This is a genomic window from Proteus sp. TSJ240517 (assembly GCF_047921575.1).
Taxonomy (GTDB): domain Bacteria; phylum Pseudomonadota; class Gammaproteobacteria; order Enterobacterales; family Enterobacteriaceae; genus Proteus.
Window position 1 is genome coordinate 53,826 of the sequence record NZ_JBLRMH010000002.1, and the last position, 23,389, is coordinate 77,214.

Sequence of the window (23,389 nt, forward strand, 5' to 3'; positions counted from 1 at the left end):
TTAGAATGTAAATATATTGATAAAAGTTAGTGACTAGATTAGATCTAAATAACAAACAACAGGTCTGACCTCTGATCTCTTGCTAAATACAGGAGTTTATTATGACACTACTCAGTATCGTACTTTTTATCGTTCTTATTGGCTTACTTAGTTATCGCAAATTCAGTATCGCGGTAAGTAGCCTCGCGCTTATTGCTTATACATTAGTCATGGGTGTCGCCAATATTTGGAGTTATTGGTTACTCCTTCCCGTTGCATTGGTTTTATTACCCTTTACTATTCCTTCTATTCGTAGAGCCTATATCTCAGTACCTGCACTTAAAGCATTTCAAAAAGTCATGCCTTCTATGTCTAAAACAGAACAAGAAGCTATTGATGCAGGTACAACATGGTGGGAAGGTGAGTTGTTCCGTGGTGCTCCCGACTGGAAACAACTTCATAATTACCCTAAACCACAGCTAACAGCTGAAGAGCAAGCTTTCCTTGATGGCCCAGTCGAAGAAGTTTGTCGCATGACAAATGACTTTGAAATCACTCATGAATTAGCTGATTTACCTCCTGAAATCTGGCAATACCTTAAAGATAATCGCTTCTTTGCGATGATCATTAAAAAAGAGTACGGCGGGTTAGAGTTTTCAGCCTACGCTCAATCACGCGTATTGCAAAAGCTGTCAGGAGTGTCTGGTATTTTAGCCATCACCGTTGGTGTACCTAACTCTTTAGGTCCTGGTGAGCTACTGCAACACTACGGTACTGATGAACAGAAAAAACGCTATTTACCAGGCTTAGCCAAAGGGGATGAGATTCCTTGTTTCGCCTTAACAAGCCCTGAAGCGGGTTCCGATGCAGGAGCTATTCCTGATAGTGGTGTTGTCTGTATGGGTGAATGGCAAGGAGAGCAAGTGCTTGGCCTTCGTTTAACATGGAATAAACGCTATATCACTCTTGCTCCTATCGCGACCGTATTAGGATTAGCATTTAAATTACGCGATCCTGACCATCTATTAAGTAATGACGAGAACCCAGGCATTACCTGCGCGTTAATTCCAACTAATGTCAAAGGTGTTGAAATCGGTCATCGTCATTTCCCATTGAACGTACCATTTATGAATGGGCCAACTCGTGGTAAAGATGTTTTTGTTCCTATCGATTACATCATCGGTGGGCCAAAAATGGCAGGTCAAGGTTGGAGAATGCTGGTGGAATGTCTCTCTGTAGGTCGAGGGATTACTCTGCCTTCAAATTCTACTGGTGGATTAAAAAGTGTGGCAATGGCAGCTGGTGCTTATTCTCGTATCCGTCGTCAGTTCAAAATTCCAATTGGCAAAATGGAAGGTATTGAAGAGCCATTAGCACGTCTGGCTGGTAACGCCTATCTTTTAGATTCTGCAGCGACCTTAATTACTACGGGTATTATGCTAGGAGAAAAACCCGCCGTATTATCAGCTATCGTCAAATATCACTGTACTCACCGATCGCAACGTGGCGTTATCGATGCAATGGATATCGTGGGTGGTAAAGGGATCTGCCTTGGACCATCAAACTTTGTCGCACGTTCTTATCAAGGCTCTCCAATTGCCATCACAGTTGAAGGTGCCAATATTTTAACTCGTAGCATGATCATTTATGGTCAAGGTGCTATCCGTTGTCATCCTTATGTATTAGATGAAATTGCAGCAGCACGAGACAATAACCTACATGATTTTGACCGCGCTTTATTTGGTCATATTGGTCATGTGGCAAGTAATACTTTACGTAGTTTGTGGTTGGGTATCACTAATGGTCGATTAAGTAATTCTCCTACTAATGATGAAACCCGTCGTTATTATCAACAAATTAACCGCCTAAGTGCCAATATGGCGCTATTGTCTGATGTTTCAATGGGAGTTTTAGGTGGAAGCTTAAAACGTCGTGAGCGTATTTCAGCACGTTTAGGTGACATATTAAGTCATATCTTTCTCGCTTCTGCCGCGCTTAAGCGTTATGAAGATGAAGGTCGCCATACCGCGGATTTACCTCTCGTACATTGGAGCGTAAAAGAGTGCTTATACCAAGCTGAAAATGCAATTGATGAACTGCTACGCAATTTTCCAAGCCGTGTTATCGCAGGCACCATGCGTGCAATTATTTTCCCACTAGGTAAAGCTCAAAAATTACCATCAGATAAATTAGATAGCAAAGTAGCACAACTTATCCAACAACCGTCTGAGACTCGTGATCGCATTGGTAGAGGTCAGTACTTAACACCGAGCGAGCATAATCCACATGGTTTAATGGAAGAAGCACTACTGGATATCTTAGCTGCTGAGCCTATTTTCGACCGCATTTGCCGCCTCTATGAGAAGAAATTTAGCTTTACTCAATTAGATAAATTAGCGGATAAAGCACTGGCTGATAAACGAGTAACTCAAGAAGAAGCCGATATCTTACGTAAAGCAGAACAGAGTCGCTTACGGAGTATCAATGTTGATGAGTTTGACTTTGATGCATTGGCGGTACCTGCAAAAAAGCAGAAAGCTGACAATCTCAAAACAGATAAAGCCGCTTAAAAATATATAGGGGAAGATGTTTCCCTATAAAACACAAACACCTCATCACTAAAATTGTCATGAGGTGTTTTTTATTTTTCAATGAAAGCATATTTAATAAAAAAATGAATTAGAGATCTAATTCCAACGCTAATAACTCTTCTATTGTTTGACGACGACGAATTAATTGGGGAACGCCCTCTGTTATCAGCACTTCAGGAATAAGTGGTCGGCTATTATAATTTGATGACATTGAAGCACCATAAGCTCCAGTATCATGAATAACTAAATAATCACCTACCTGTGCTTGAGGTAATAAACGAGGAACAACAGTGCCTCCCTCCTGCTGAGTAAAAACATCTCCAGATTCACACAAAGGACCAGCCACAATCGTCTCTTGTAATTCTGTCATTGGTTTTATTTGACCATGGCTATCTAAAACTGAAATTTGATGATAACTGCCATACATTGCAGGGCGCATTAAATCACTAAATCCAGCATCCACCAGCACATAATGACGACTTCCCATTGATTTAACGGCTCTCACTTGTGAAATCAATACCCCTGACTCAGCCACTAAAAAACGTCCTGGCTCGATTTCTAACTCAACAGAATGTCCTAACTGTTGTGCAATACGCTGACGAGCCTTATCCCATAAAGAAAAATAATGATCCAAATCGACTGTCGCATCACCCTCTTGATAAGGCGTTGACAATCCGCCTCCTGCCGAAATAGCCTGAATATCAACTTGAGAGGTAAGCACTTGCTCTACCATTGCATCACAGACACTAGAAAGGTGTTGATAATCAACACCAGAGCCAATATGCATATGAAAACCAACTAGCGTTAAATTGTATTGTTGGATCACAGCTAACGCTTCAGGCACATCTTCATACCAAATACCATGCTTACTGTTTTCTCCGCCTGTATTGGTTTTTTGACTATGTCCATGACCAAATCCAGGATTAATTCTTATCCAAACCGCATGCCCTTGATTGCGTTTACCTAATTGACGAAGCATATCAATGGAGCCAGCATTAACAGGAATATCTAATTCAACAACACGCTCAATGGTTTTTTCATCAAGTAAATCAGCCGTAAAGACAATCTCACTTTTTTCTCTACCTCCTTGATAACCCGCAACTAAAGCACGTTCAATCTCTCCTAATGAAACAGAGTCAACTTTAACACCCTGTGCTTTCATTAAACGTAAGATATGAATATTGGAGCAGGCTTTTTGAGCAAAACGAACCACATCAAAAGATTTAAGCTGAGCAATACGCTGAGAAATCGTATCGCCTTGATAAATCCATAATGGCGTTCCATAAGTTTGTGCTAATTGGTATTGAGCCATAGTTATTGATGTTGTCATGTTATCTACTCATAAAAATCACGGGGGAATAAATTCATTATTTATTAACTTACAAGGGAATAAAAATATCAAATAAGCTACACTCTATTCATCCGTGATATAGGAATAGACAATGAAAGCTCCTTTTAATTGGCGGCATATTGAAATTTTTCATGCAGTGATGACCACTCAGAATCTAACTGAAGCCGCAGAGTTACTGAAAACATCACAACCCACTGTCAGTAGAGAGTTATCTCGTCTTGAGCATCTATTAGCATTTAAATTATTTGATAGAATAAAAGGCCGTTTACAACCCACAACTGAAGGGTTACGCTTTTTTGAGGAAGTACAGCGTTCTTATTATGGCTTAGATAGAATAATTAACGCAGCTGAAAATATTCGCCATTTTAACCAAGCAGAATTGAATATCACCTGCTTGCCCGCATTTGCTCAGTCATTATTACCTTCAATTTGCCGACAATTTCTAGATACATATCCTGATGTTAACTTAACCATTGTTCCGCAAGAATCCCCATTATTAGAGGAGTGGTTATCGGCTCAACATTATGATTTAGGATTAACTGAACACACTCAAACGCCAGCAGGAACGCGACAAGAAACGCTACTCACACTCAATGAAGTTGCAGTTTTGCCAAAATCACACCCATTGTGTAAAAAGCCATTGTTAAATCCTGCTGATTTTCAAAGCCAGCGTTTTATTAGCTTGTCTGCCAATGATAGCTACCGACAATTGATTGATACCGTTTTTATTAAAGATGGAATTACACGACAGTTAGTGATGGAAACACAAAGCGCCGCCTCTATTTGTGCAATGGTGAGTGAAAATATCGGCATTTCAATTGTTAACCCGATTACCGCACTTGATTACTTAGATAAGTCTATTTGTCTTCGTCCTTTAAGCTTTTCTATCCCCTTTACCATCAGCTTAATTACTCCAACACATCGCCCGTCATCACAACTTGTTTCCTATTTTATTGATGTGATGAAAGAGACATTATCAGATTACCCTAAGCAATTAACCCAAGCTTTTACCCGATAAAGCAAGCCAGTAAGGTGATGATGAAAACCACTCAACTAAGAAATCCAACAATACTCTGACAGCTGCGGGCATATTTTGCCGACTCGCTAAAACTGCATAAATCCCCATCGGCAAAGCTTGATAGTTAGCCAAAACTTGTTCTAATTCACCGCTTTCAAGATAAGGTTTGGCTGAATAATAAGGTTGTAGCGATATGCCGACTCCTTTTAACGTAGCTTGCAATAAAACAACTGATTCATTTGCACTTAAATTACCGCCAACAGGGACTGAATAACGTTCATCACCTAAATTAAATTCCCACAAGCTACGACCAAAAAATCGGTAAGTTAAACATTGATGCTGCGCAAGCTCATCTGGCGTTTGAGGTATACCTTTTTTTGCTAAGTAATCTTTATGAGCACACACCACTGAAAGACATGTCGCTAATGAGCGTGCGATTAAATTAGGCTCAAGGTGATTCGTAATACGCAATGCAATATCAATTCGTTCTTCTACCAAATTCACGGTTTGATTGGTAATTTGTAAATCAACCGCAATTAAAGGATAACGTTGCATAAACTCGCATATCGCCACTGACAAAATGCTATTTGCTAATGATTGTGAACTGGTAATACGAACAAGCCCACTGATTTGATGACGTTCTTTCGGAATATTGGCAGGAATACGTTCAGCCATTTCTAATAGCTGTAAACTCTGTTCATATACCATTTCACCTACTGATGTTAGGCTTTGTTTGCGTGTCGTTCTATGCAATAAACGCACCCCTGCCCACTCTTCCATTTCATTTAAATATCGCGTCACCATCGCTCTAGACATACCTAGATAATCAGCAGCTTTTATCATGCTTCCCTGCTTCACAATGGTTACAAACACTTCTGATGCTTTTATTTTATCCATTTCATTTACTCGATTTACGCAATAATCAATTGCCTAAAATAGGGTTTTTCTCTTGTTTTATGCAACATATTATAGTCAGCAACAACATTATGGAGAAAACAAAAGATGAAAAAATTACTTCCTTTAACACTTGCAACTACCGCATTCTTCGCAACATCAGCGCTAGCAACTGATTTAACATTAGATATTTATAACCCAGGAGAAGCGAGTGTTTTTCCTGTCTCTTCTGAAATTATTTATGGCGATAAAGATGCCGTATTAATTGATGCACAATTTCAAAAAAATGATGCACAAGCGCTGGTTGATAAAATAAAAGCCTCTGGAAAAAACCTGACTTATATCTATATCAGCCATTCTGATCCTGATTTTTATTTTGGGTTAGATGTCATTACTAATGCATTTCCAAATGCCAAAGTGATTGCAACCGCACCCACAATTAAAGCCATTAATGAAACACAAGCAGGAAAACTTGCCTACTGGGGGCCTGTGCTTAAAGAAAATGCCCCTCAGAAAATTATCATTCCTGAAGTACTAAAAGGTGATAGTTTTTCTTTAGAAGGTGAAACCATTTCAGTCAAAGGTTTAGACGGACAATCTCCAGATAGAACATATCTTTATGTTCCAAAACTTAATGCAGTAATGGGTGGTGTTTTAGTTTCTGAAAATATTCATGTTTGGTTGGCTGATACCCAAACTGTGGCAGAACGCCAACATTGGGTTAGTGCATTGCAGCAAATAAAATCACTATCCCCAAAAACCGTTATTCCTGGTCACTATTTACCAAAAGCAACATATGACCTACAAGCTGTTGACTTCACAATGAATTACCTAATTGAAGCTGAGAAAAATCTTGAAAAGACAAAAAATTCAGATGAATTTATTGCAGCAATGGAAAAAAATCATCAGAATTTAGCAGATAAATCAAGCCTAGAGCTTAGTGCAAAAGTACTAAAAGGAGAGATGCAGTGGCCTCAGTAGCAAGCAATACAGGTAATACCCAAGGTACTAAAATATTGCACTATATTTATGATCCTCTTTGTGGTTGGTGCTACGGCATTGCCCCTTTGATTGAAGCAGTAAGCAATGCATTTCCACATTCCATTAAGCTACATGGTGGTGGATTGTTTACACCCGCAAGAGTAGTAACGGGTGGTCAATCATGGAAAGAGCATGTCACGCCAATTGATGACCGTATTAGTCAATTATCTGGCCAAGTTTTTAGTCATGCGTATCGTGATTGCCTTGGTAATACGGAGATGGTATTAAATTCACTGCTACCTATTTCAGCTATTCTTGTTGCCGAAAAAATGGGAAACCGTGATGTTTATTTACTAAAAGCATTACAAGAGGCCTATTATCTTGATGGTTTAAATATCAGTGACAAAGACACACTGCTATTTATTGTGAAAAAACTTGGCTTTGATGTTGAACAATTTGCATCCTTATTATCTGACATCAGCAATAACCAAGTTCAGCAACATTTAAACCAAACACAACAATTAATGCACCAAGTTAATGGTCGTGGTTTTCCGACTTTATTTATTGAAGATAACCAAGGTTATCGCCTGATATCGATTGAAAAATATTTAGGTGATACAAAACGTTGGCAGCAATTTATAAAAGAAAATCTATAATCTTCTTTTCAGTGTGCTGATTAATTTCCGCACACTGCCTTCTTTATTTCGATTTTTACTATTATATTTTTTGTTATAAATGCCTAACCAGAACAGATTGAAATCAACTAATTAAAGGAGTTATAAGACGAAAAATAAAAACCTAATATCATTAATGTTGAAAATGAAAGACAAGAGCCAAATGCTACTTTTTTTAAAAACTCTTTCGTTGTGAGCAATACTCCGCAATACACACTTAATCCCAACAAAGAGCCGAGTAATAAAATATAAGGTAATTTTTCAAATCCACACCATGCACCTATCGCACTAAATAGTTTCACATCACCAAAACCTAAAACACATTTTTGATAGATCAAATATCCCCATAAATAGATGCCATAAAAAAGCCCTGCACCACCTAAAAAACCATAAAAAGCATGATCAAAAGGTACTATCCCAAAGGTTGTGTAATTGCACGATAGCCCTAAAAATATTAGCCAATAAGTCAATGTATTAGGCAAAATAAAATAGTCAGCATCAAAGAAAGAGAGCATTAATAAATAAAAGCTTAATACAGAAAGTATTATCAATAAAGAAAGCGAATAAATTGAAAAAAACCAATATAAACAAATAATAATATAACTTATAGCAAGTTGTTTACGACGGGTTTTAGGTAACAAAAATAATAGTAAAAAAGGCAGACAAAACTTAATAAAAACAAGAAACTCATTCAAAAAAGAGAGTAAAGGTGTTTTTATAAAACAACAACGGCTTAATGGCATAAATATCTACTCCTTAGATACCTCGTTATCCCTGTTAAACGACTGTATAAGAGTCTCCATTTAATACCGAGAATTTTCTTTATAATAACAATGAAAACATGAAATTTTGCGACAAAACACGCAATAAGATCCGCGCTATACTAACGATAAAAGCAAAGTGATAACTTGCATGCCATAATGTCATGCGTATGATGCATATCACATATTTTATTTATCACGGTTAACCATCTTTTACGTAAGGGTTTCACGTTATGCGTATTCCTCGCATTTATCATCCAGAACCACTCACAGCAGGTACTCAAACAGCATTAGATGAAGAAGCATCTAATCATGTTGGGCGTGTATTAAGAATGTCTACTGGGCAAAAACTGGCACTATTTGATGGTTCAAATCAAGTATTTGATGCTGAAATTATCGAAAGCACAAAGAAGTCAGTCACTGTGCAAATTAATGATGGCATTGTTGATGATAAAGAATCCCCTCTCGACCTCCATTTAGGGCAAGTGCTTTCACGAGGCGAGAAAATGGAGTTTACTATTCAAAAATCAGTTGAGTTAGGTGTTAATACGATCACTCCACTGATCTCAGAACGCTGTGGTGTTAAACTTGACCCTAGCCGTTTAGAGAAAAAGCATCAGCAATGGCAAAAAATTATTATCTCGGCATGTGAGCAATGTGGCAGAAATAGCATTCCACAATTAATGCCAGTGATGTCATTAGAAGAATGGTGTGCTCAAGATGATGGTAGTTTAAAACTCAATTTACATCCTAGGGCTAACCAAAGTATTAATACCTTACCCTTACCGGTTAAAAAAGTGCGCTTATTGATTGGCCCTGAGGGTGGACTTTCTCCTGAAGAAATCGCCATGACAGCAGAGCACCATTTTACTGATATTTTATTAGGTCCTCGTGTATTAAGAACTGAAACAACAGCACTCACCGCAATCACCGCTTTGCAGGTTCGGTTCGGCGATCTGGGATAAAGGAGAAGTAATGATTAAATTAGGTATTGTGATGGACCCAATTTCATCCATCAAAATCAAAAAAGACACCAGCTTTGCCATGCTATTAGAAGCGCAACGCCGTGGCTGGGAAATTCATTATATGGAGATGAACGATCTTTACCTACACCAAGGTGAAGCACGCGCTCACACTCGTTTACTCAGCGTAGAAGAGAACCCAGAAAAATGGTTTGAATTTGGCCAAGAGCAGGATATTGCTTTAGGTGAATTAGATACTATTTTAATGCGTAAAGATCCGCCTTTTGATACCGAATTTATCTACGCAACCTATATTTTAGAACGTGCTGAAGATATGGGAACACTGATAGTTAATAAGCCACAAAGCTTACGTGACTGTAATGAAAAACTCTTTACTGCATGGTTCCCGACATTAACACCCGACACATTAGTCACTCGTGAAGCTAAGCATTTACGAGCTTTCCATGAAAAACACGGTGATGTTATTTTCAAGCCACTAGATGGTATGGGTGGTGCATCAATCTTCCGCTTGAAAAAAGATGATCCAAACGTAGGTGTTATTATTGAAACATTGACAGAACATGGTCATCGTTTCTGTATGGCACAAAATTTCCTACCTGAAATCGTTAACGGCGACAAACGTATCCTTGTTGTTGATGGCGAACCAGTGCCTTATTGCTTAGCTCGAATTCCTGCAAAAGGCGAAACACGAGGTAACTTAGCTGCTGGTGGTCGTGGAGAAGCTCGTCCATTAACAGAAAGTGATTGGGCAATTGCGCGTCAAGTTGCACCTATTCTTAAACAAAAAGGTCTTATTTTTGTCGGACTAGATGTTATTGGCGATCGTTTGACTGAGATTAACGTTACAAGCCCAACTTGTGCCCGTGAGATTGAAGCCGCTTATCCTGATATTTCTATTACAGGCATGTTAATGGATGCTATTGAAGTGCGCTTAAACAAGAAAAACTAACTTTTAGACACAGAGATTAACGGGTTTAAAAGTATGAACCTAGCCCCCACATATTAATCAATAAGCGGTATACATTAAGAAATACAATGTATAAAAGGGCTAGGTTTTTTTAATAAAAATGATCAGGGAACAGTACTACTATTATGAATTTACTTAACCATTTTCTTATTGCTATGCCTTCATTAAGCGATCCGTTATTTGAACGCTCGGTCGTCTATGTTTGCGAACATAATGAAAACGGTGCGATGGGCTTAATTATTAATAAACCTATCGAAGATATCTCTGTGGAAGGTGTATTAGATCAATTGGAAATTTTTTCGACTGATAGAGACGAAGCAATTAGCTTACAAAAACCGGTGATGTCAGGAGGCCCAGTTGCAGAAGAACATGGTTTTATCTTGCATACTCCAGTTTCAGGTTTTAGTTCTAGCATCAAAATTAGTGACAGCACAATGATCACAACTTCCAAAGATGTATTAGAAACCCTAGGTACAGCAAGGCAACCAGAAAAAACATTAGTCTCTCTAGGTTATTCCAGTTGGGAACAAGGCCAATTAGAGAAAGAGATTTTAGAAAATAGCTGGCTAACAGTTGAAGCCTCACCTCAAATTATTTTTGATACCCCTATTGCTGAACGTTGGCATAAAGCCGCTGAATTAATTGGGATTAATATCCACACCATTTCACCAATAGCGGGTCACGCATAATGTCAAACAGAACGGTAATGGGCTTTGATTTCGGCACTAAAAGCATTGGTGCCGCTATTGGTCAAGAAATTACAGGAACCGCTAGACCTTTAGCCTCATTTAAAGCAAAAGATGGTATTCCTGATTGGACTCAAATCGAAAAAATCATAAAAGAGTGGCAACCTGATTTAGTGGTTGTCGGCTTACCTCTTAATATGGATGGCACCGAACAGTTAGTCACAACTCAAGCTAAAAAGTTTGCTAATCGCCTTCATGGTCGATTTGGTGTACAAATTGCGTTGCATGATGAACGCCTTAGCACCGTAGAAGCTCGCGCTCATCTTTTTGAACGTGGTGGTTACCGCTCCTTAGATAAAGGCAGTGTAGATGCAGCATCTGCCGTTATTATTCTTGAAAGCTGGTTTGAACAGCAATCCTAAAAAATAGGTTCCACTTCGTGATCCCCACCTATTTTTACTTATAAGTTATCATTCAGCTTGAATTAAACCTTCATGTTGGCGTTGCTGCCGACTTAACATGAAGGTTTGCATTCCGTATTCACTACCTGTTTGCATTAATGTTGTCACTTGGTGGTATTTTCCTTCTCTTATAAGATGTGAAATACCCTGCGTAACCTGCATTATTTCAAATAACGCCACACGCCCACCTTCAGTTGAAGGCACTAACTCTTGTGAAATTATCGCCCTTAAACTGCACGCTAATTGCGATGAAATCCATTGTCGCTCATTACCTGTAAAGACATTAGTGACGCGCTCAAGCGTTTGTACTGCTCCTTGAGTATGCAATGTTGCCAGCACCAAATGCCCTGTTTCTGCTGCCGTTAATGCCAACTGAATACTTTGTGCATCTCTTAACTCACCCAACATAATGACATCTGGATCTTGGCGTAGAGCACTCTTTATTGCATTTGCAGTATGTTGAACATCTCGCCCTATTTCCCTTTGCTGTACAATGCTTTGCTTATTGCCATGTATAAATTCAATAGGATCCTCTAATGTCAAAATATGCTGACGTTGATATTGGTTTAAATGGTTGATCATTGCGGCTAATGTCGATGATTTTCCACTTCCTGTTGCGCCAGTCACTAAAATAAGTCCATGAGAATAATTATCTAATAATGTTGAAACCGACTTGGGTACTCGAAGTTTATCTAAAGAAGGAATTTGTGTTTCAATTATTCTTAATACTGCTGAGACACCTTTTTGTTGGCGAAATAAATTAATACGAAGTCGTTGCCCACAAGACAGCGTAAGTGCCGTATCAACCTGCCCTTCATGCTCAAAAGTTTGCTTTTGAGTATCACTTAAAAAAGGCTTGAGCCACGTGAGTAGACTATCGGAAGTGATAGGTTTACATTGATTTTGTTGATAAAGTATTCCATTGATCCGCAATCGAGGTACATCACCACAACAAAGGTGCAGATCCGAAGCGTTATGCTTTACACTATATGCAATTAAATTTTCCATTTTCATCTTATTATCTCCTGAGTTGCCATGAATACTATTAAACAGAATCTCGTCAATGTCAGGTCTCACATTGACACAGCAGCGCAGAAATGCGGCCGTTCTTCAGAAGAAATAACACTACTTGCAGTGAGTAAAACCAAACCTGTGAGTGACATCGAAAAAGCAATAGCATGTGGACAAACTGAATTTGGTGAGAACTATGTCCAAGAAGGTGTTGATAAAATCCATTATTTTGCTAATAACCACACCTTAGTTTGGCACTTTATCGGCCCTTTACAGTCAAATAAAACACGCCTTGTTGCTGAGAATTTCGATTGGTGCCATACCATTGATAGATTAAAAATCGCTCAAAGATTAAGTGACCAACGTCCTGACTCATTACCACCATTGAATGTACTTATTCAAATAAATATCAGTGATGAAAATAGTAAATCAGGTATTAATCTGAGTGAGCTTGATGGATTAGCAGCACAAATTTCTATTCTTTCAGGTATTAAATTACGTGGATTAATGGCTATTCCAGCACCTGAAAGCAAGTATGACAAACAAGTTGAAGTGCTAGAAAAAATGCATCTCGCATTTAAGCAATTACAATCTCAATATCCCAATATAGATACGTTATCTATGGGAATGACGAGTGATATGGAAGCAGCTATTGCTTGCGGTTCAACACTCGTTCGTATTGGTACAGCAATTTTTGGCGCAAGAGATTACGCGGCTAAGTAGAAATAGAGGTTTATATGGAACATCGTAACATCGCTTTTATTGGCGCTGGAAATATGGCTCAGGCCATTATTGCAGGATTGGTTCAAGGTGGATATCCAGCACATAAGATAACCGTCAGCTCACCTTCTGCCGTTCGCCGTGAACCTTTAGAAAAAGAGTTCGGCATTCATAGTACTAATGACAATATTGATGCCGTTCAAAAAGCGGATGTTATTGTGCTGGCAGTAAAACCACAAATGATGGAAGAAGTTTGTAAGCCCTTACAAAATATCGATATGAGCAAAAAGTTAGTCCTTACTATCGCTGCTGGCATCCCTGCCACACGTTATAACGACTATTTTGCGACCCAATTACAGCTTGTTCGCATTATGCCAAATACTCCAGCACTGGTAGGTAAAGGCTTAAGTGGTATGTTTGCGCACAATTCACTTTCATCTCAAGATAAACAGTTTGCCGACGAATTAATGAAAAGTGTCGGAACAACTGTTTGGGTAGAGCAAGAATCTGCCATCAATGATATTATCGCCGTTGCTGGTAGTGCACCCGCTTATTTCTTCTTGTTTATGGAATCAATGCAACAAGAAGCTGAACGTTTGGGTTTTTCTCCTGAAGTAGCAAGAGCTATTGTGCAACAAGCCGCAAGTGGTTCTACCGCCTTAGCTGAGAAACAACATATGTTGCCTTTCTCAACTTTACGAGAGCAAGTAACATCAAAAGGTGGAACGACAGCGGCTGCACTTATGCAGTTTTATGAAGGAAAATTACCTGAAAACGTCGCTTCTGCCATGCAAGCTGCGATTAAACGTGCGCAAGAAATGGAAAAACAATTTTAATTTCATCAGGGCCAACTAATGAATTTTTTAAATTTCGTCATTCTGACTCTTCTTCAACTCTACACATCCGTACTTCTATTACGTGTTTGGATGCAATGTGTTAGAGCTGATTTTTATAATCCTTTTTCACAATTTATCGTCAAGATCACACAGCCAATTGTTCGTCCATTAAGAAGTGTTATTCCTTCTATTGGCCCTATTGATACCGCGTCAGTCTTATTAGCCTATATACTCATTCTGCTTGGTATTATTATTCCATCTTACTTATCAGGAACATCAATTCCTTTCGCTTTAATGTTCCCTTTTGCCTTTATTGAACTACTCACAGCAGCAGGTAAGATGATTTTCTGGTTGATTATTATCCGCGCAATCCTTAGCTGGGTAAGCCAAGGTCGTAATCCAATTGATCACCTTTTATTTCAATTAACAGAACCTTTAATGGCACCAATTCGTCGTGTAATTCCGGCAATGGGTGGCTTAGATTTCTCTGCAATGATTGTTATTCTGGTACTTTATGCCTTGAATTATCTGCGTGTAGACGTTTTACAATGGCTACTTAGCGTAACGCTTTACTAAGGATAACTCTCATGCAAAAAGTCGTTCTCGCAACAGGAAATCCAGGGAAGGTCAAAGAGCTAGCCTCTTTGCTTTCTGATTTTGGTTTAGATATTGTTGCCCAAACAGAGCTAGGTGTTGATTCAGTGGAGGAAACGGGCTTAACCTTTGTTGAAAACGCGCTGATCAAAGCACGTCATGCGGCAAAAGTGACAGGTCTTCCAGCCATTGCTGATGACTCAGGTATTTCGGTAGATGCTTTAGGCGGTGCTCCGGGTATTTACTCAGCACGCTATGCGGGTGTTGATGCAAACGATCAGCAAAATCTGGATAAATTGCTTGATGCAATGAAAGATGTACCTGCTGAAAAACGCCAAGCGCAATTTAACTGTGTATTGGTTTATATGCGCCATGAGAACGATCCAACTCCGCTGATTTTCCACGGTATATGGCATGGTGTATTAAGCACAGAAATGCACGGTGAAGGTGGATTTGGCTATGATCCTATTTTCTTTGTTCCTGAATTAAATTGTACGGTGGCGCAATTAACTAAAGAGCAAAAAAATCAGCATTCGCATCGTGGTAAAGCACTTAAATTAATGTTGGATGCCCTTAAGAATGCTTAAGTTGCCCCCATTAAGTTTGTATATTCATATTCCTTGGTGTGTACAAAAATGCCCTTATTGTGATTTCAACTCACACACCTTAAAAGGAGAAGTACCACATAAGGAATATGTGCAACATTTACTCAATGACTTAGATGCCGATCTTATTCACGTTGGCTCCCGTGAAGTCCAGACAATATTTATTGGTGGCGGTACACCTAGCTTATTAAGTGCTGAATCAATGGCTGATTTACTCTATGGAGTGAAAGAGCGTATTGCTGTTAGCCCCAATGCAGAAATTACCATGGAAGCGAACCCAGGAACCGTAGAAGCGGAACGCTTTGCTGGATTCCAACGTGCTGGTGTAAATCGTATCTCTATTGGTGTACAAAGTTTTGGCGACGACAAGCTTATCCGCTTAGGTCGAATTCATGATGCAGATGAAGCTAAAAATGCGGCTCGTTTAGCCAAAGAATTAGGCTTACGTAGCTTTAATTTAGATTTAATGCATGGATTACCAGACCAATCATTATCTCAAGCGCTTTCGGATTTACAGCAAGCAATAGCGTTATCTCCGCCACATTTGTCTTGGTATCAATTAACCATTGAACCTAATACACAATTTGGCTCTCGCCCACCTAAATTACCTGATGACGATATGCTGTGGGATATTTTCTCAGAAGGCGATAAATTACTGACAGCAGCAGGTTATCAACAATATGAAACATCGGCATATTGCAAGCCAGGATTTCAGTGTGAGCACAACCTAAACTATTGGCGTTTTGGTGATTATTTAGGTATCGGTTGTGGTGCTCATGGGAAAATAAGCTTTGAAGATGGTCGCATAATGCGAACAGTAAAAACCAAGCACCCTAAAGGTTTTATGGAAGGTCGCTATCTCGATCAGCAAAATTTTGTTGATAATGATGACCGTCCATTTGAATTTTTTATGAACCGTTTTCGCCTATTAGAAGCATTTCCAAGACAAGATTTCAGTGATTACACTGGGCTTTCAGAAGAAGTGATTCGCCATCAAATAGATGAAGCTTTGGCGTTGGGTTATATCAGTGAAACTGACTCTCACTGGCAAATAACCCCTCACGGTAAGCTATTCTTAAATTCATTACTTGAGCTATTTCTTTAATATTGCTGATTTCAAATAGCTAATTTTAAAATACCCATACTGTTATTCACAATATGGGTATTTTTTATTTATGATAAAACGATCATAAAAGTCTTAGAATGCGCTTTCTACCGCTTCAATCTGCTTAGTTAAGCTGTCTAATCCACCGCCAGAGAGATACCAAAGATCTGCTTGCAGATAAACAATATCGCCATTTTTATAAGCAGATGTCGTTTTAATTTCATCATTTTCAAAAGTAGCTTTTTCTAATTTATCAGCACCAATCGCTTCACTACGATCCACAATGAAAATCACATCAGGGTTTGCTTTTGCGATCATTTCAGAAGTGACAACTCGACGTTTATCTTTATCTTCTTCAGCTACAGGGGGTAATTCGGCTTTCTTCACTTTAACCACATCATAAATAACACTTTGGTTATTTGGCATTAAATTGCCTGCATTATGCAGTAACACTAAAACTTTTTTATCAGACTCTGCCGCTTTTTTCTGAGCCTGCTCAATCACTGTATTCAGTTTTGTCAGTTGCTCTTGGGTTGCTTGTTGCTTATCAAACAACTCTCCCATTAATTTAATATTCGCTTCAACTGAATCAAGATAATTAGCGCTATTGGTGCCTAAGTTAACGGTTGGTGCAATTTTCGCTAAAGCCTCATAAGAAGCGCCTTGTCGACCCGTAATAATAATTAAATCAGGTTTAATTTCGGCTAATTTTTCTAAGTCAGGCGCTTTCATACCACCGACATTAGCCACATTACTTGCAATACTTCCTTTAATATAAGCAGGCGCATTACCTAATGGTAACCCCACCACTTTATCAGCTAAACCTAACTGAACTAAAGAATCATATAAACCAAAATCAAATAGAACAACTTTTGAAGGGTTCTTAGTAACCGACGTTTCACCCAACAGGTGTTTAATCACCATTTTGTCATTCTGCTGACTAATAACTTGGTTAGGTTGGTATTCGATTGGCGTTTTGCTTAACGCTGAGAAACTCGTTACAGAAAGGATAGATGCGATAACTAAAGGAAGGATCTTCTTCATTAATTTTGCCCTGTTTAAGTGGGATACTCAAACAGGGCATTCTAAACAGCTCTCCCCACAAGTCAATTGAACAAGAATGATTTTCATTATTATTTTCAATTATTGTGAATCTGCCATTTGTAAAGCTTATTAATTATCTGGTTAATAACCCAATCATTAGAGAGACGGATCAGCTACTTCTTTAATGCATTAATTAATTCAACACGTTGATTTTCCATCTGTGTGATTTTGCTACAAGCTTGCTGACCAAATTGAGTAAACGCAGCTTCTTGCTGCTTCCACTCCTGATCTATGATCTTTTGAAAACCATCTAAGCTTCCTAATAATCCGCCTAAGGCTTTTTTACTGTCGCCACCTGCAGCGGCTAATAACTGTTTTTTCCCCAATTCATTAATGCTGTCTTGCAACATACCACCAAGGCTGCTTTCTACGATTTCACGGCCTTTAGCTTCAACTTCTTTAATGGCTTGAGAATGGAACGTAATGTTATTAGGTTCTATGCTGACCACTCTATCCATTTGCTGATTAAGATCTTTCTCTAATCTACTTAATCTATTGAGGATATTGCTTTCTTTGCCAAAAGCTTCAATCACTACTTTATCAAGCACTTTGCGAGAATCTTGCAGTTTTACCCCAGTTTCAGTTCTTAGCCAAGGTACGTCTCGTCTTACTGTGGCTTGATATTTTTTTGCTAATTCTTGTTGTTGTGGTGTCAATGTGGCACTTTTTTCATTTTGAAATAATGTGCCATCAGGATAAATCACCATTAAACCATGTGAACCAGCGACTTCAACAAATTCAGAGGTTATGCGTAAATCATCTTTTGGCATTACAGCACAATCAAAACTTGGTGATGCATTTGCTGTACCCGCAACAAAAAACAGTGTGACAGCAATATTTCTTAAATTCATAACAACGCTCCTGAAAACACACCTAAAAAATTGAACGCCCGACTTTGTTTGCTAATAATTCAAGTGCTGCACAACCTGCTAATGAGTTACCTGATTTATCCAGCTCTGGTGACCAAACTGCAACCGTAAAAGCATCGGGAACGACTGCAATAATGCCACCACCCACGCCTGATTTTCCGGGAATACCAATACGAAATGCAAATTCACCTGCACCATCATACATGCCACAAGTTAACATTAACGCATTTATTTGTCGGGTTTGTCTTGGCGTAATAATCTGATTTTTATTAACCACACACATACCTTGATTAGCTAAATAGCTAAAACATCGTACTAACTCGGTGCAACTCATTTCTATGGAGCAATAGTGAAAATAAGTTTCAAGCACCGTAATAACATCATTCTCAAAATTACCAAAAGATTTCATCAGATAAGCGATTGATGCATTTCGGCTAAGATGCTCCATCTCTGATTTTGCAACCACTGAGTTATAGCAAATATCTGGAGTATCAGTAAGAAAACGGATCACTTCTAACATTCTTTGCTTAGGCGCACTAAGTCGAGACTGCAACATATCAGTGATAACAATGGCACCCGCATTAATAAAAGGATTGCGCGGTATTCCCTTTTCCATTTCTAGCTGTATCAAGGAATTAAAAGGTAGACCTGATGGCTCTTTTCCTACACGTTGCCAAATTTCATTTTCTTCATAACGTGTTAAAGCAAGCGTTAAGCTAAGTACTTTAGAAATAGATTGAATCGAAAAGCGCTTATCTGCCATGCCTGATTGATAGAGTTCACCATCAACCGTATAAACAGCCATAGCAAGCTGTTCTGGAGGTATTTGAGCCAATGCGGGAATATAATCCGCGACTTTTCCTTGCCCGATTAATGGGAGAATTTGTTGCAAAATATCTGACAGTAATGCGTTAGATAACGTTGTAGTCACAGTCCCTTCCCCAGACAGACAAGGGCATCCTTTTGGATGCCCTTGTAATTATTTGCTAAATGTATAACTTTCTATCAATCCCACCAAACATCAAATAGTTCAGAGGTCTGTACATCTTGCATTTTGCTTTCTTTGAGGAAGTTTTCGACTAATTGGCGATGTTCTTCTGTACATTTACCAATTTGTTGTAAGCAGATTAAGCCTTCCCAGCTCAGGTAACCACTTGCATCAAATGCCAGCCCGTTTGGCTCAATAACTTTGAGGATCAGTTCATCAACAAAGCGATCTACTTCCTCAATTGGGGTATTTTCTGGGAAAGTCCATTTAACTGAGAAACCTAATTCCTGAAATTCATCGATACGCATTTTTTTGCGTAAGCGGCGACTACGTTGTTTAGCCATTATTTTACCCTCTTAAACATAAGATCCCAGACTCCGTGCCCTAAACGATGACCGCGTTTTTCAAACTTAGTCACAGGTCGTGTTTCTGGTCGTGGTACATAATCCTGAGTTTCTGACAAATTCTGATAACCCTCAACACTTGTCATCACTTCAAGCATATGTTCTGCATATGGTTCCCAATCTGTCGCCATATGAAAAACACCGTCTAACGTTAATTTTTTTAAAATTAATTCTGCAAAAGGCACTTGAACAATACGGCGTTTATTATGACGCGCTTTGTGCCATGGATCAGGGAAGAATAGCTGAACCATTTTTAAACTATTATCTGGGATCATATGATTGAGCACTTCAATCGCATCATGACACATGACTCTCAGATTACTTAATTGCTCTTCTTCAGCATTTGCAAGACAAGCTCCAACACCCGGTGCATGTACTTCAATACCGAAATAATTATTTTCTGGTGTATTTTTTGCCATAGTCACGAGCGATGCGCCCATGCCGAAGCCAATTTCTAAAATTACAGGCGCTTCGCGTCCAAAAACCTGACTGAAGTCGATGGGTTCCGGTTGATATTCAATACCAAAGACAGGCCACTGTGTTTCTAATGCTTGCTCTTGACGAGGAGTCAAACGACCTTGTCTACGAACAAAACTACGAACGCGTCGTAAAGCACGCCCTTCTTCATTGAATTCCGGAGAAATTACATTCTTGATCATGTCTAATACTGTCAGTCGTTAGGCCAATTATTTACTTAAAATCGTTATAATGTCGCTATAGTACAACTTAACCGACATTATCCAAAGATCACTAAGTTTAGCAAGAGTCACTCATAGAAGCATCACTCTATAAGATAAATATTAAGAGTGTTTACAGTTTATTCTCTCTGTGGTGCAATCTTACCTTAATCAGAACATGAGTTAATAAAATAAAACATGATGGAAGCTCAGCAATTTTCGCAAGTCGTGCTCAATTGGTATCACAAATATGGGCGTAAAACGCTCCCTTGGCAGCAAGAAAAAACGCCTTATCACGTATGGTTATCTGAAGTAATGCTGCAACAAACTCAAGTTGCTACGGTTATTCCTTATTTTGAGCGTTTTATTGCACGTTTTCCTGATGTTAGCGCATTGGCTAAAGCACCTCTTGATGAAGTGCTTCATTTATGGACAGGACTTGGTTATTACGCAAGAGCCAGAAACCTACATAAAGCAGCACAACACATTGTAGATAAACATCAAGGGCAGTTTCCTGATACCTTTGAGGACGTTTGTGCCTTACCTGGTGTTGGACGTTCAACCGCCGGTGCTATTTTATCGTTATCACTGAAAAAACCTTACCCAATTCTTGATGGTAATGTAAAACGTGTTTTAGCACGCTACTATGCTGTCGAAGGCTGGCCGGGTAAAAAAGAGGTTGAAAATAAGTTGTGGGAGATCAGCGAAAACATCACTCCAACTGAAGGTGTAGAGTATTTTAATCAGGCAATGATGGATTTAGGTGCAATGGTCTGTACAAGAAGTAAGCCTAAATGTGAATTATGCCCATTAAATACTGGCTGTATCGCTTATGCTCAAAATAATTGGGCGGATTATCCTGGGAAAAAACCGAAAAAAGTCATCCCAGAAAAAACAACTTATTTTCTTATTTTACAATATGATAATCTTGTTTGGTTAGATAAAAGGCCACCAGCAGGAATATGGGGCGGGTTATTTGCCTTTCCTCAATTTGAAACAAAAGCGCTTTTAGAACAGTGGCTAGCCGAGCATGGGCTCGATAATAATAAATCAGAGCAACTGATTTCATTTAGACATACTTTTAGCCACTTTCATTTAGATATTGTGCCAATTTGCGTAGAACTCTCAGCGTTTACCTCTATGATGGAGGCGCAAAAAGGACTTTGGTATAACTTACAGACACCTGCAACCGTAGGGTTAGCAGCACCTGTAGAGAATTTACTTAGACAATTAGCCTAAGCTAATCCCTGCGATATTGAGGATTTATTATGAGCAGAACTATTTTTTGTACTTTCCTTAACAAAGAAGCTGATGGACTTGATTTTCAGTTGTACCCAGGAGAAATTGGAAAGCGCATTTTCAATGAGATCTCAAAAGAAGCATGGGCTCAATGGATGACAAAACAGACCATGCTTATCAATGAGAAAAAACTTAACACCATGAATCCTGATGATCGCAAACTATTAGAACAAGAAATGGTGCGATTTTTATTCGAAGGCCATGATGTTCATATTGACGGTTACACACCACCTGAAAAATAATATTCACTTTTCCAGAGCCTTTAAGGCTCTGGTATTTTATTCACCATAGCGATGCAATTGACCATGAAAAAAATCCTTCTCTTGCTGATTATCGCCCCTCTACTCATTTCATGTAGTAGCCAACCACCAAAAACATTTGAACCTGATTACGCAAAGGATACCAATGCGTTCGATATTCTTATGGGGCAATTTGCCAATAATATCGAAATGATTTGGGGTATGAAGGAAGTATTAATCGCAGGCCCTAAAGATTACGTAAAATATACCAATGCTTATAAAACACGTAGCCATATTAATTTTGAAGCAGGTACAATTACGATAGAAACTTTAGGTGATGATGCGCCTCAATTCCAATTGCATAAGGCGATAGTCACAACGTTATTAATGGGTGAAGATCCAGGTTCTATTGACCTCTACTCTGACGTTAATAATATTCCTCACAGCACTGAACCGTTTTTATCTGGGCAGGTTCTTGATAATACGGGACAACCTATACGCTGGGAATGGCGAGCCAATAAGTTTGCAGATTATCTGATTGCCAATAAATTACAAAAACGCCAATCTGGTATGAATACCATTTGGTATGTCACCATTAATCTTGTTCCTAATCACCTTGATAAACGTGCTCATAAATATTTACCGCTCGTTCAACAAGCTGCGGCTAAATATGGGGTTGAACCATCACTGATCTTGGCAATTATGCAAATTGAATCAAGTTTTAACCCATATGCCGTGAGTAGTTCTGATGCGCTAGGTTTAATGCAGATTATGCCAGCAACGGCTGGACGAGATGTATTCCGAATGCAAGGAAAATCTGGGCAACCAAGTCGTAGTTACTTATTTGATCCAGCTAATAATATCGATGCTGGTGCGGCTTATATCTCAATTCTGCAAAATAGCTACCTCGGCGATATCAAAGATCCTGTTTCGCGCCGTTACGCCGTGATACAGGCTTACAACGGTGGTGCTGGTAGTGTGTTGCGGATATTCCACAACGATAAGAAACAAGCTGCTGCCATGATTAACAACTTAGAGCCAATGCAGGTGTATACCACATTACGTAATAAACACCCTGCCGACCAATCTCGTCGTTATCTTGAGAAAGTCAGTACAGCTCAACGTAACTATCGTTAGTTGATGCTTAATCCAAAAAACAAAGCTTCCTCAATGAATTTGGGGAAGCTTTTTTGTTATTGAGACTTAATAAACGATTTTATCGTCATGTATTTTTTGAGTATTGCAAAAGACTTTAGCTTTATTTTTACTCATCTCCCACGACAAATAGCGTTTTAATACCCAATGAGTTTAAAAAAACAGCAATCGAACGGTTTTGTGATAAATAACGTTGACGAGCAAGGCGATATCGGGTTTAATACGCCCCGTTGCCCGAATAGCTCAGTCGGTAGAGCAGGGGATTGAAAATCCCCGTGTCCTTGGTTCGATTCCGAGTTCGGGCACCATCTTTCATTTGTTCGTCAGTGAGTTAAATCACTGAGAGGGCAAAAAAGCTAAGATAAAACACAAATTTAACGTAAGTTATCTGTTGTTAAAATTTATTAAAAGCTTTGAATAAACAGTCTTGTTCATAC

General features: G+C 38.9%; 25 protein-coding genes and 1 tRNA gene. 17 read left to right on the forward strand and 9 right to left on the reverse strand.

Annotation, left to right across the window (positions count from 1 at the left end; genetic code table 11):
• Window positions 1–101: 101 nt before the first annotated feature.
• Window positions 102–2,549, forward strand: coding sequence for an acyl-CoA dehydrogenase FadE (fadE, locus tag ACNARN_RS03870; protein WP_416304170.1), 2,448 nt, complete (start codon window positions 102–104; stop codon window positions 2,547–2,549).
• Between the two features lie 109 nt (window positions 2,550–2,658).
• Here fadE and lysA read toward each other — a convergent pair whose 3' ends face one another.
• A complete protein-coding gene (lysA, locus tag ACNARN_RS03875; RefSeq protein WP_198632134.1) occupies window positions 2,659–3,900 on the reverse strand; it encodes a diaminopimelate decarboxylase in 1,242 nt (413 codons plus the stop codon).
• A 112-nt stretch (window positions 3,901–4,012) separates the two neighbouring features.
• Here lysA and ACNARN_RS03880 point away from each other — a divergent pair, with 112 nt between their 5' ends.
• Entirely contained in the window at window positions 4,013–4,939 is a 927-nt protein-coding gene (locus tag ACNARN_RS03880) for a LysR family transcriptional regulator (RefSeq protein ID WP_198620986.1), read from the forward strand.
• On the opposite strand, the gene ACNARN_RS03885 is transcribed toward ACNARN_RS03880, so the two are convergent.
• Entirely contained in the window at window positions 4,916–5,836 is a 921-nt protein-coding gene (locus tag ACNARN_RS03885) for a LysR family transcriptional regulator (RefSeq protein ID WP_198620987.1), read from the reverse strand. The two genes, ACNARN_RS03880 and ACNARN_RS03885, sit on opposite strands and share 24 nt — an antisense overlap.
• Window positions 5,837–5,941: 105 nt before the next feature.
• Here ACNARN_RS03885 and ACNARN_RS03890 point away from each other — a divergent pair, with 105 nt between their 5' ends.
• Window positions 5,942–6,814 (forward strand): MBL fold metallo-hydrolase, encoded by an 873-nt coding sequence (locus tag ACNARN_RS03890; RefSeq protein ID WP_198626078.1) that lies wholly within the window; start codon window positions 5,942–5,944, stop codon window positions 6,812–6,814.
• Window positions 6,802–7,470, forward strand: coding sequence for a DsbA family protein (locus ACNARN_RS03895; protein ID WP_198620989.1), 669 nt, complete (start codon window positions 6,802–6,804; stop codon window positions 7,468–7,470). The genes ACNARN_RS03890 and ACNARN_RS03895 overlap by 13 nt, the downstream gene beginning before the upstream one ends.
• Window positions 7,471–7,577: 107 nt before the next feature.
• Here ACNARN_RS03895 and ACNARN_RS03900 read toward each other — a convergent pair whose 3' ends face one another.
• Window positions 7,578–8,231, reverse strand: a complete 654-nt coding sequence (locus ACNARN_RS03900; RefSeq protein WP_198620990.1) for an A24 family peptidase — start codon at window positions 8,229–8,231, stop codon at window positions 7,578–7,580.
• A 251-nt stretch (window positions 8,232–8,482) separates the two neighbouring features.
• Between ACNARN_RS03900 and rsmE the strand changes: the two genes are divergently transcribed.
• From rsmE to ruvX, 4 genes are all read left to right on the forward strand, one after another.
• Window positions 8,483–9,214: a 16S rRNA (uracil(1498)-N(3))-methyltransferase gene (rsmE, locus tag ACNARN_RS03905; protein WP_196534276.1), complete on the forward strand. Its 732-nt coding sequence runs from the start codon at window positions 8,483–8,485 to the stop codon at window positions 9,212–9,214.
• 10 nt (window positions 9,215–9,224) lie between these two features.
• On the forward strand, window positions 9,225–10,181 hold the full coding sequence (gene gshB / locus ACNARN_RS03910) for a glutathione synthase (RefSeq protein WP_109373905.1): 957 nt from the start codon (window positions 9,225–9,227) through the stop codon (window positions 10,179–10,181).
• Between the two features lie 143 nt (window positions 10,182–10,324).
• On the forward strand, window positions 10,325–10,888 hold the full coding sequence (locus ACNARN_RS03915) for a YqgE/AlgH family protein (protein WP_023581015.1): 564 nt from the start codon (window positions 10,325–10,327) through the stop codon (window positions 10,886–10,888).
• Complete coding sequence (ruvX, locus tag ACNARN_RS03920; RefSeq protein WP_198620992.1) at window positions 10,888–11,307, forward strand: Holliday junction resolvase RuvX; 420 nt, start codon at window positions 10,888–10,890, stop codon at window positions 11,305–11,307. The genes ACNARN_RS03915 and ruvX overlap by 1 nt, the downstream gene beginning before the upstream one ends.
• Before the next feature lie 48 nt (window positions 11,308–11,355).
• Here ruvX and ACNARN_RS03925 read toward each other — a convergent pair whose 3' ends face one another.
• Window positions 11,356–12,360, reverse strand: a complete 1,005-nt coding sequence (locus tag ACNARN_RS03925) for a type IV pilus twitching motility protein PilT (RefSeq protein WP_198620993.1) — start codon at window positions 12,358–12,360, stop codon at window positions 11,356–11,358.
• Between the two features lie 21 nt (window positions 12,361–12,381).
• Here ACNARN_RS03925 and ACNARN_RS03930 point away from each other — a divergent pair, with 21 nt between their 5' ends.
• From ACNARN_RS03930 to hemW, 5 genes are read left to right on the forward strand one after another with little or no spacing between them, the layout of a single operon-like run.
• Complete coding sequence (locus tag ACNARN_RS03930) at window positions 12,382–13,080, forward strand: YggS family pyridoxal phosphate-dependent enzyme (protein WP_196534280.1); 699 nt, start codon at window positions 12,382–12,384, stop codon at window positions 13,078–13,080.
• Window positions 13,081–13,094: 14 nt separating this feature from the next.
• Complete coding sequence (gene proC, locus ACNARN_RS03935; protein ID WP_109373901.1) at window positions 13,095–13,913, forward strand: pyrroline-5-carboxylate reductase; 819 nt, start codon at window positions 13,095–13,097, stop codon at window positions 13,911–13,913.
• An 18-nt stretch (window positions 13,914–13,931) separates the two neighbouring features.
• Window positions 13,932–14,489, forward strand: coding sequence for a YggT family protein (locus ACNARN_RS03940; RefSeq protein ID WP_196534281.1), 558 nt, complete (start codon window positions 13,932–13,934; stop codon window positions 14,487–14,489).
• Between the two features lie 11 nt (window positions 14,490–14,500).
• Complete coding sequence (locus tag ACNARN_RS03945; RefSeq protein ID WP_198632128.1) at window positions 14,501–15,094, forward strand: XTP/dITP diphosphatase; 594 nt, start codon at window positions 14,501–14,503, stop codon at window positions 15,092–15,094.
• Window positions 15,087–16,217, forward strand: coding sequence for a radical SAM family heme chaperone HemW (hemW, locus tag ACNARN_RS03950; protein ID WP_311750415.1), 1,131 nt, complete (start codon window positions 15,087–15,089; stop codon window positions 16,215–16,217). Before ACNARN_RS03945 ends, hemW begins: the two co-directional genes overlap by 8 nt.
• 93 nt (window positions 16,218–16,310) lie before the next feature.
• On the opposite strand, the gene ACNARN_RS03955 is transcribed toward hemW, so the two are convergent.
• The 5 genes from ACNARN_RS03955 to trmB form a co-directional block, all read right to left on the reverse strand.
• A complete protein-coding gene (locus ACNARN_RS03955) occupies window positions 16,311–17,261 on the reverse strand; it encodes a siderophore ABC transporter substrate-binding protein (RefSeq protein WP_416304171.1) in 951 nt (316 codons plus the stop codon).
• Window positions 17,262–17,434: 173 nt separating this feature from the next.
• On the reverse strand, window positions 17,435–18,172 hold the full coding sequence (locus ACNARN_RS03960) for a DUF2884 family protein (RefSeq protein WP_109373896.1): 738 nt from the start codon (window positions 18,170–18,172) through the stop codon (window positions 17,435–17,437).
• Between the two features lie 22 nt (window positions 18,173–18,194).
• A complete protein-coding gene (gene glsB / locus ACNARN_RS03965; RefSeq protein WP_416304172.1) occupies window positions 18,195–19,121 on the reverse strand; it encodes a glutaminase B in 927 nt (308 codons plus the stop codon).
• Between the two features lie 74 nt (window positions 19,122–19,195).
• Window positions 19,196–19,522 carry a YggL family protein gene (locus ACNARN_RS03970; RefSeq protein ID WP_023581025.1) on the reverse strand — a complete coding sequence of 109 codons (327 nt, stop codon included), beginning with the start codon at window positions 19,520–19,522 and terminating at the stop codon, window positions 19,196–19,198.
• A complete protein-coding gene (trmB, locus tag ACNARN_RS03975) occupies window positions 19,522–20,241 on the reverse strand; it encodes a tRNA (guanosine(46)-N7)-methyltransferase TrmB (RefSeq protein WP_109373894.1) in 720 nt (239 codons plus the stop codon). Before trmB ends, ACNARN_RS03970 begins: the two co-directional genes overlap by 1 nt.
• Before the next feature lie 216 nt (window positions 20,242–20,457).
• Between trmB and mutY the strand changes: the two genes are divergently transcribed.
• The 4 genes from mutY to ACNARN_RS03995 all read left to right on the forward strand — a co-directional run bounded on the left by mutY (window position 20,458) and on the right by ACNARN_RS03995 (window position 23,260).
• Window positions 20,458–21,498 (forward strand): A/G-specific adenine glycosylase, encoded by a 1,041-nt coding sequence (gene mutY, locus ACNARN_RS03980; protein ID WP_368887487.1) that lies wholly within the window; start codon window positions 20,458–20,460, stop codon window positions 21,496–21,498.
• Window positions 21,499–21,527: 29 nt separating this feature from the next.
• On the forward strand, window positions 21,528–21,800 hold the full coding sequence (locus tag ACNARN_RS03985; RefSeq protein WP_098943971.1) for an oxidative damage protection protein: 273 nt from the start codon (window positions 21,528–21,530) through the stop codon (window positions 21,798–21,800).
• A 63-nt stretch (window positions 21,801–21,863) separates the two neighbouring features.
• Window positions 21,864–22,934, forward strand: coding sequence for a membrane-bound lytic murein transglycosylase MltC (gene mltC, locus ACNARN_RS03990; protein WP_198620998.1), 1,071 nt, complete (start codon window positions 21,864–21,866; stop codon window positions 22,932–22,934).
• A gap of 250 nt (window positions 22,935–23,184) precedes the next feature.
• Window positions 23,185–23,260: transfer RNA gene (locus ACNARN_RS03995), tRNA-Phe, on the forward strand.
• Window positions 23,261–23,389 lie beyond the last annotated feature (129 nt).

Excerpts from the sequence above, each read along its gene's own strand:
- hemW (WP_311750415.1), top strand. The coding sequence starts at position 15,087 with ATGCTTAAGTTGCCCCCATTAAGTTTGTATATTCATATTCCTTGGTGT.
- ACNARN_RS03925 (WP_198620993.1), bottom strand. The coding sequence starts at position 12,360 with ATGAAAATGGAAAATTTAATTGCATATAGTGTAAAGCATAACGCTTCG.
- trmB (WP_109373894.1), bottom strand. The coding sequence starts at position 20,241 with ATGATCAAGAATGTAATTTCTCCGGAATTCAATGAAGAAGGGCGTGCT.
- ACNARN_RS03885 (WP_198620987.1), bottom strand. The coding sequence starts at position 5,836 with ATGGATAAAATAAAAGCATCAGAAGTGTTTGTAACCATTGTGAAGCAG.
- ACNARN_RS03880 (WP_198620986.1), top strand. The coding sequence starts at position 4,013 with ATGAAAGCTCCTTTTAATTGGCGGCATATTGAAATTTTTCATGCAGTG.
- ACNARN_RS03930 (WP_196534280.1), top strand. The coding sequence starts at position 12,382 with ATGAATACTATTAAACAGAATCTCGTCAATGTCAGGTCTCACATTGAC.
- fadE (WP_416304170.1), top strand. The coding sequence starts at position 102 with ATGACACTACTCAGTATCGTACTTTTTATCGTTCTTATTGGCTTACTT.
- lysA (WP_198632134.1), bottom strand. The coding sequence starts at position 3,900 with ATGACAACATCAATAACTATGGCTCAATACCAATTAGCACAAACTTAT.
- ACNARN_RS03985 (WP_098943971.1), top strand. The coding sequence starts at position 21,528 with ATGAGCAGAACTATTTTTTGTACTTTCCTTAACAAAGAAGCTGATGGA.
- gshB (WP_109373905.1), top strand. The coding sequence starts at position 9,225 with ATGATTAAATTAGGTATTGTGATGGACCCAATTTCATCCATCAAAATC.
- proC (WP_109373901.1), top strand. The coding sequence starts at position 13,095 with ATGGAACATCGTAACATCGCTTTTATTGGCGCTGGAAATATGGCTCAG.
- mutY (WP_368887487.1), top strand. The coding sequence starts at position 20,458 with ATGATGGAAGCTCAGCAATTTTCGCAAGTCGTGCTCAATTGGTATCAC.
- ACNARN_RS03945 (WP_198632128.1), top strand. The coding sequence starts at position 14,501 with ATGCAAAAAGTCGTTCTCGCAACAGGAAATCCAGGGAAGGTCAAAGAG.
- rsmE (WP_196534276.1), top strand. The coding sequence starts at position 8,483 with ATGCGTATTCCTCGCATTTATCATCCAGAACCACTCACAGCAGGTACT.
- mltC (WP_198620998.1), top strand. The coding sequence starts at position 21,864 with ATGAAAAAAATCCTTCTCTTGCTGATTATCGCCCCTCTACTCATTTCA.
- ACNARN_RS03960 (WP_109373896.1), bottom strand. The coding sequence starts at position 18,172 with ATGAATTTAAGAAATATTGCTGTCACACTGTTTTTTGTTGCGGGTACA.
- ACNARN_RS03890 (WP_198626078.1), top strand. The coding sequence starts at position 5,942 with ATGAAAAAATTACTTCCTTTAACACTTGCAACTACCGCATTCTTCGCA.
- ruvX (WP_198620992.1), top strand. The coding sequence starts at position 10,888 with ATGTCAAACAGAACGGTAATGGGCTTTGATTTCGGCACTAAAAGCATT.
- ACNARN_RS03955 (WP_416304171.1), bottom strand. The coding sequence starts at position 17,261 with ATGAAGAAGATCCTTCCTTTAGTTATCGCATCTATCCTTTCTGTAACG.
- ACNARN_RS03970 (WP_023581025.1), bottom strand. The coding sequence starts at position 19,522 with ATGGCTAAACAACGTAGTCGCCGCTTACGCAAAAAAATGCGTATCGAT.
- ACNARN_RS03940 (WP_196534281.1), top strand. The coding sequence starts at position 13,932 with ATGAATTTTTTAAATTTCGTCATTCTGACTCTTCTTCAACTCTACACA.
- ACNARN_RS03900 (WP_198620990.1), bottom strand. The coding sequence starts at position 8,231 with ATGCCATTAAGCCGTTGTTGTTTTATAAAAACACCTTTACTCTCTTTT.
- ACNARN_RS03915 (WP_023581015.1), top strand. The coding sequence starts at position 10,325 with ATGAATTTACTTAACCATTTTCTTATTGCTATGCCTTCATTAAGCGAT.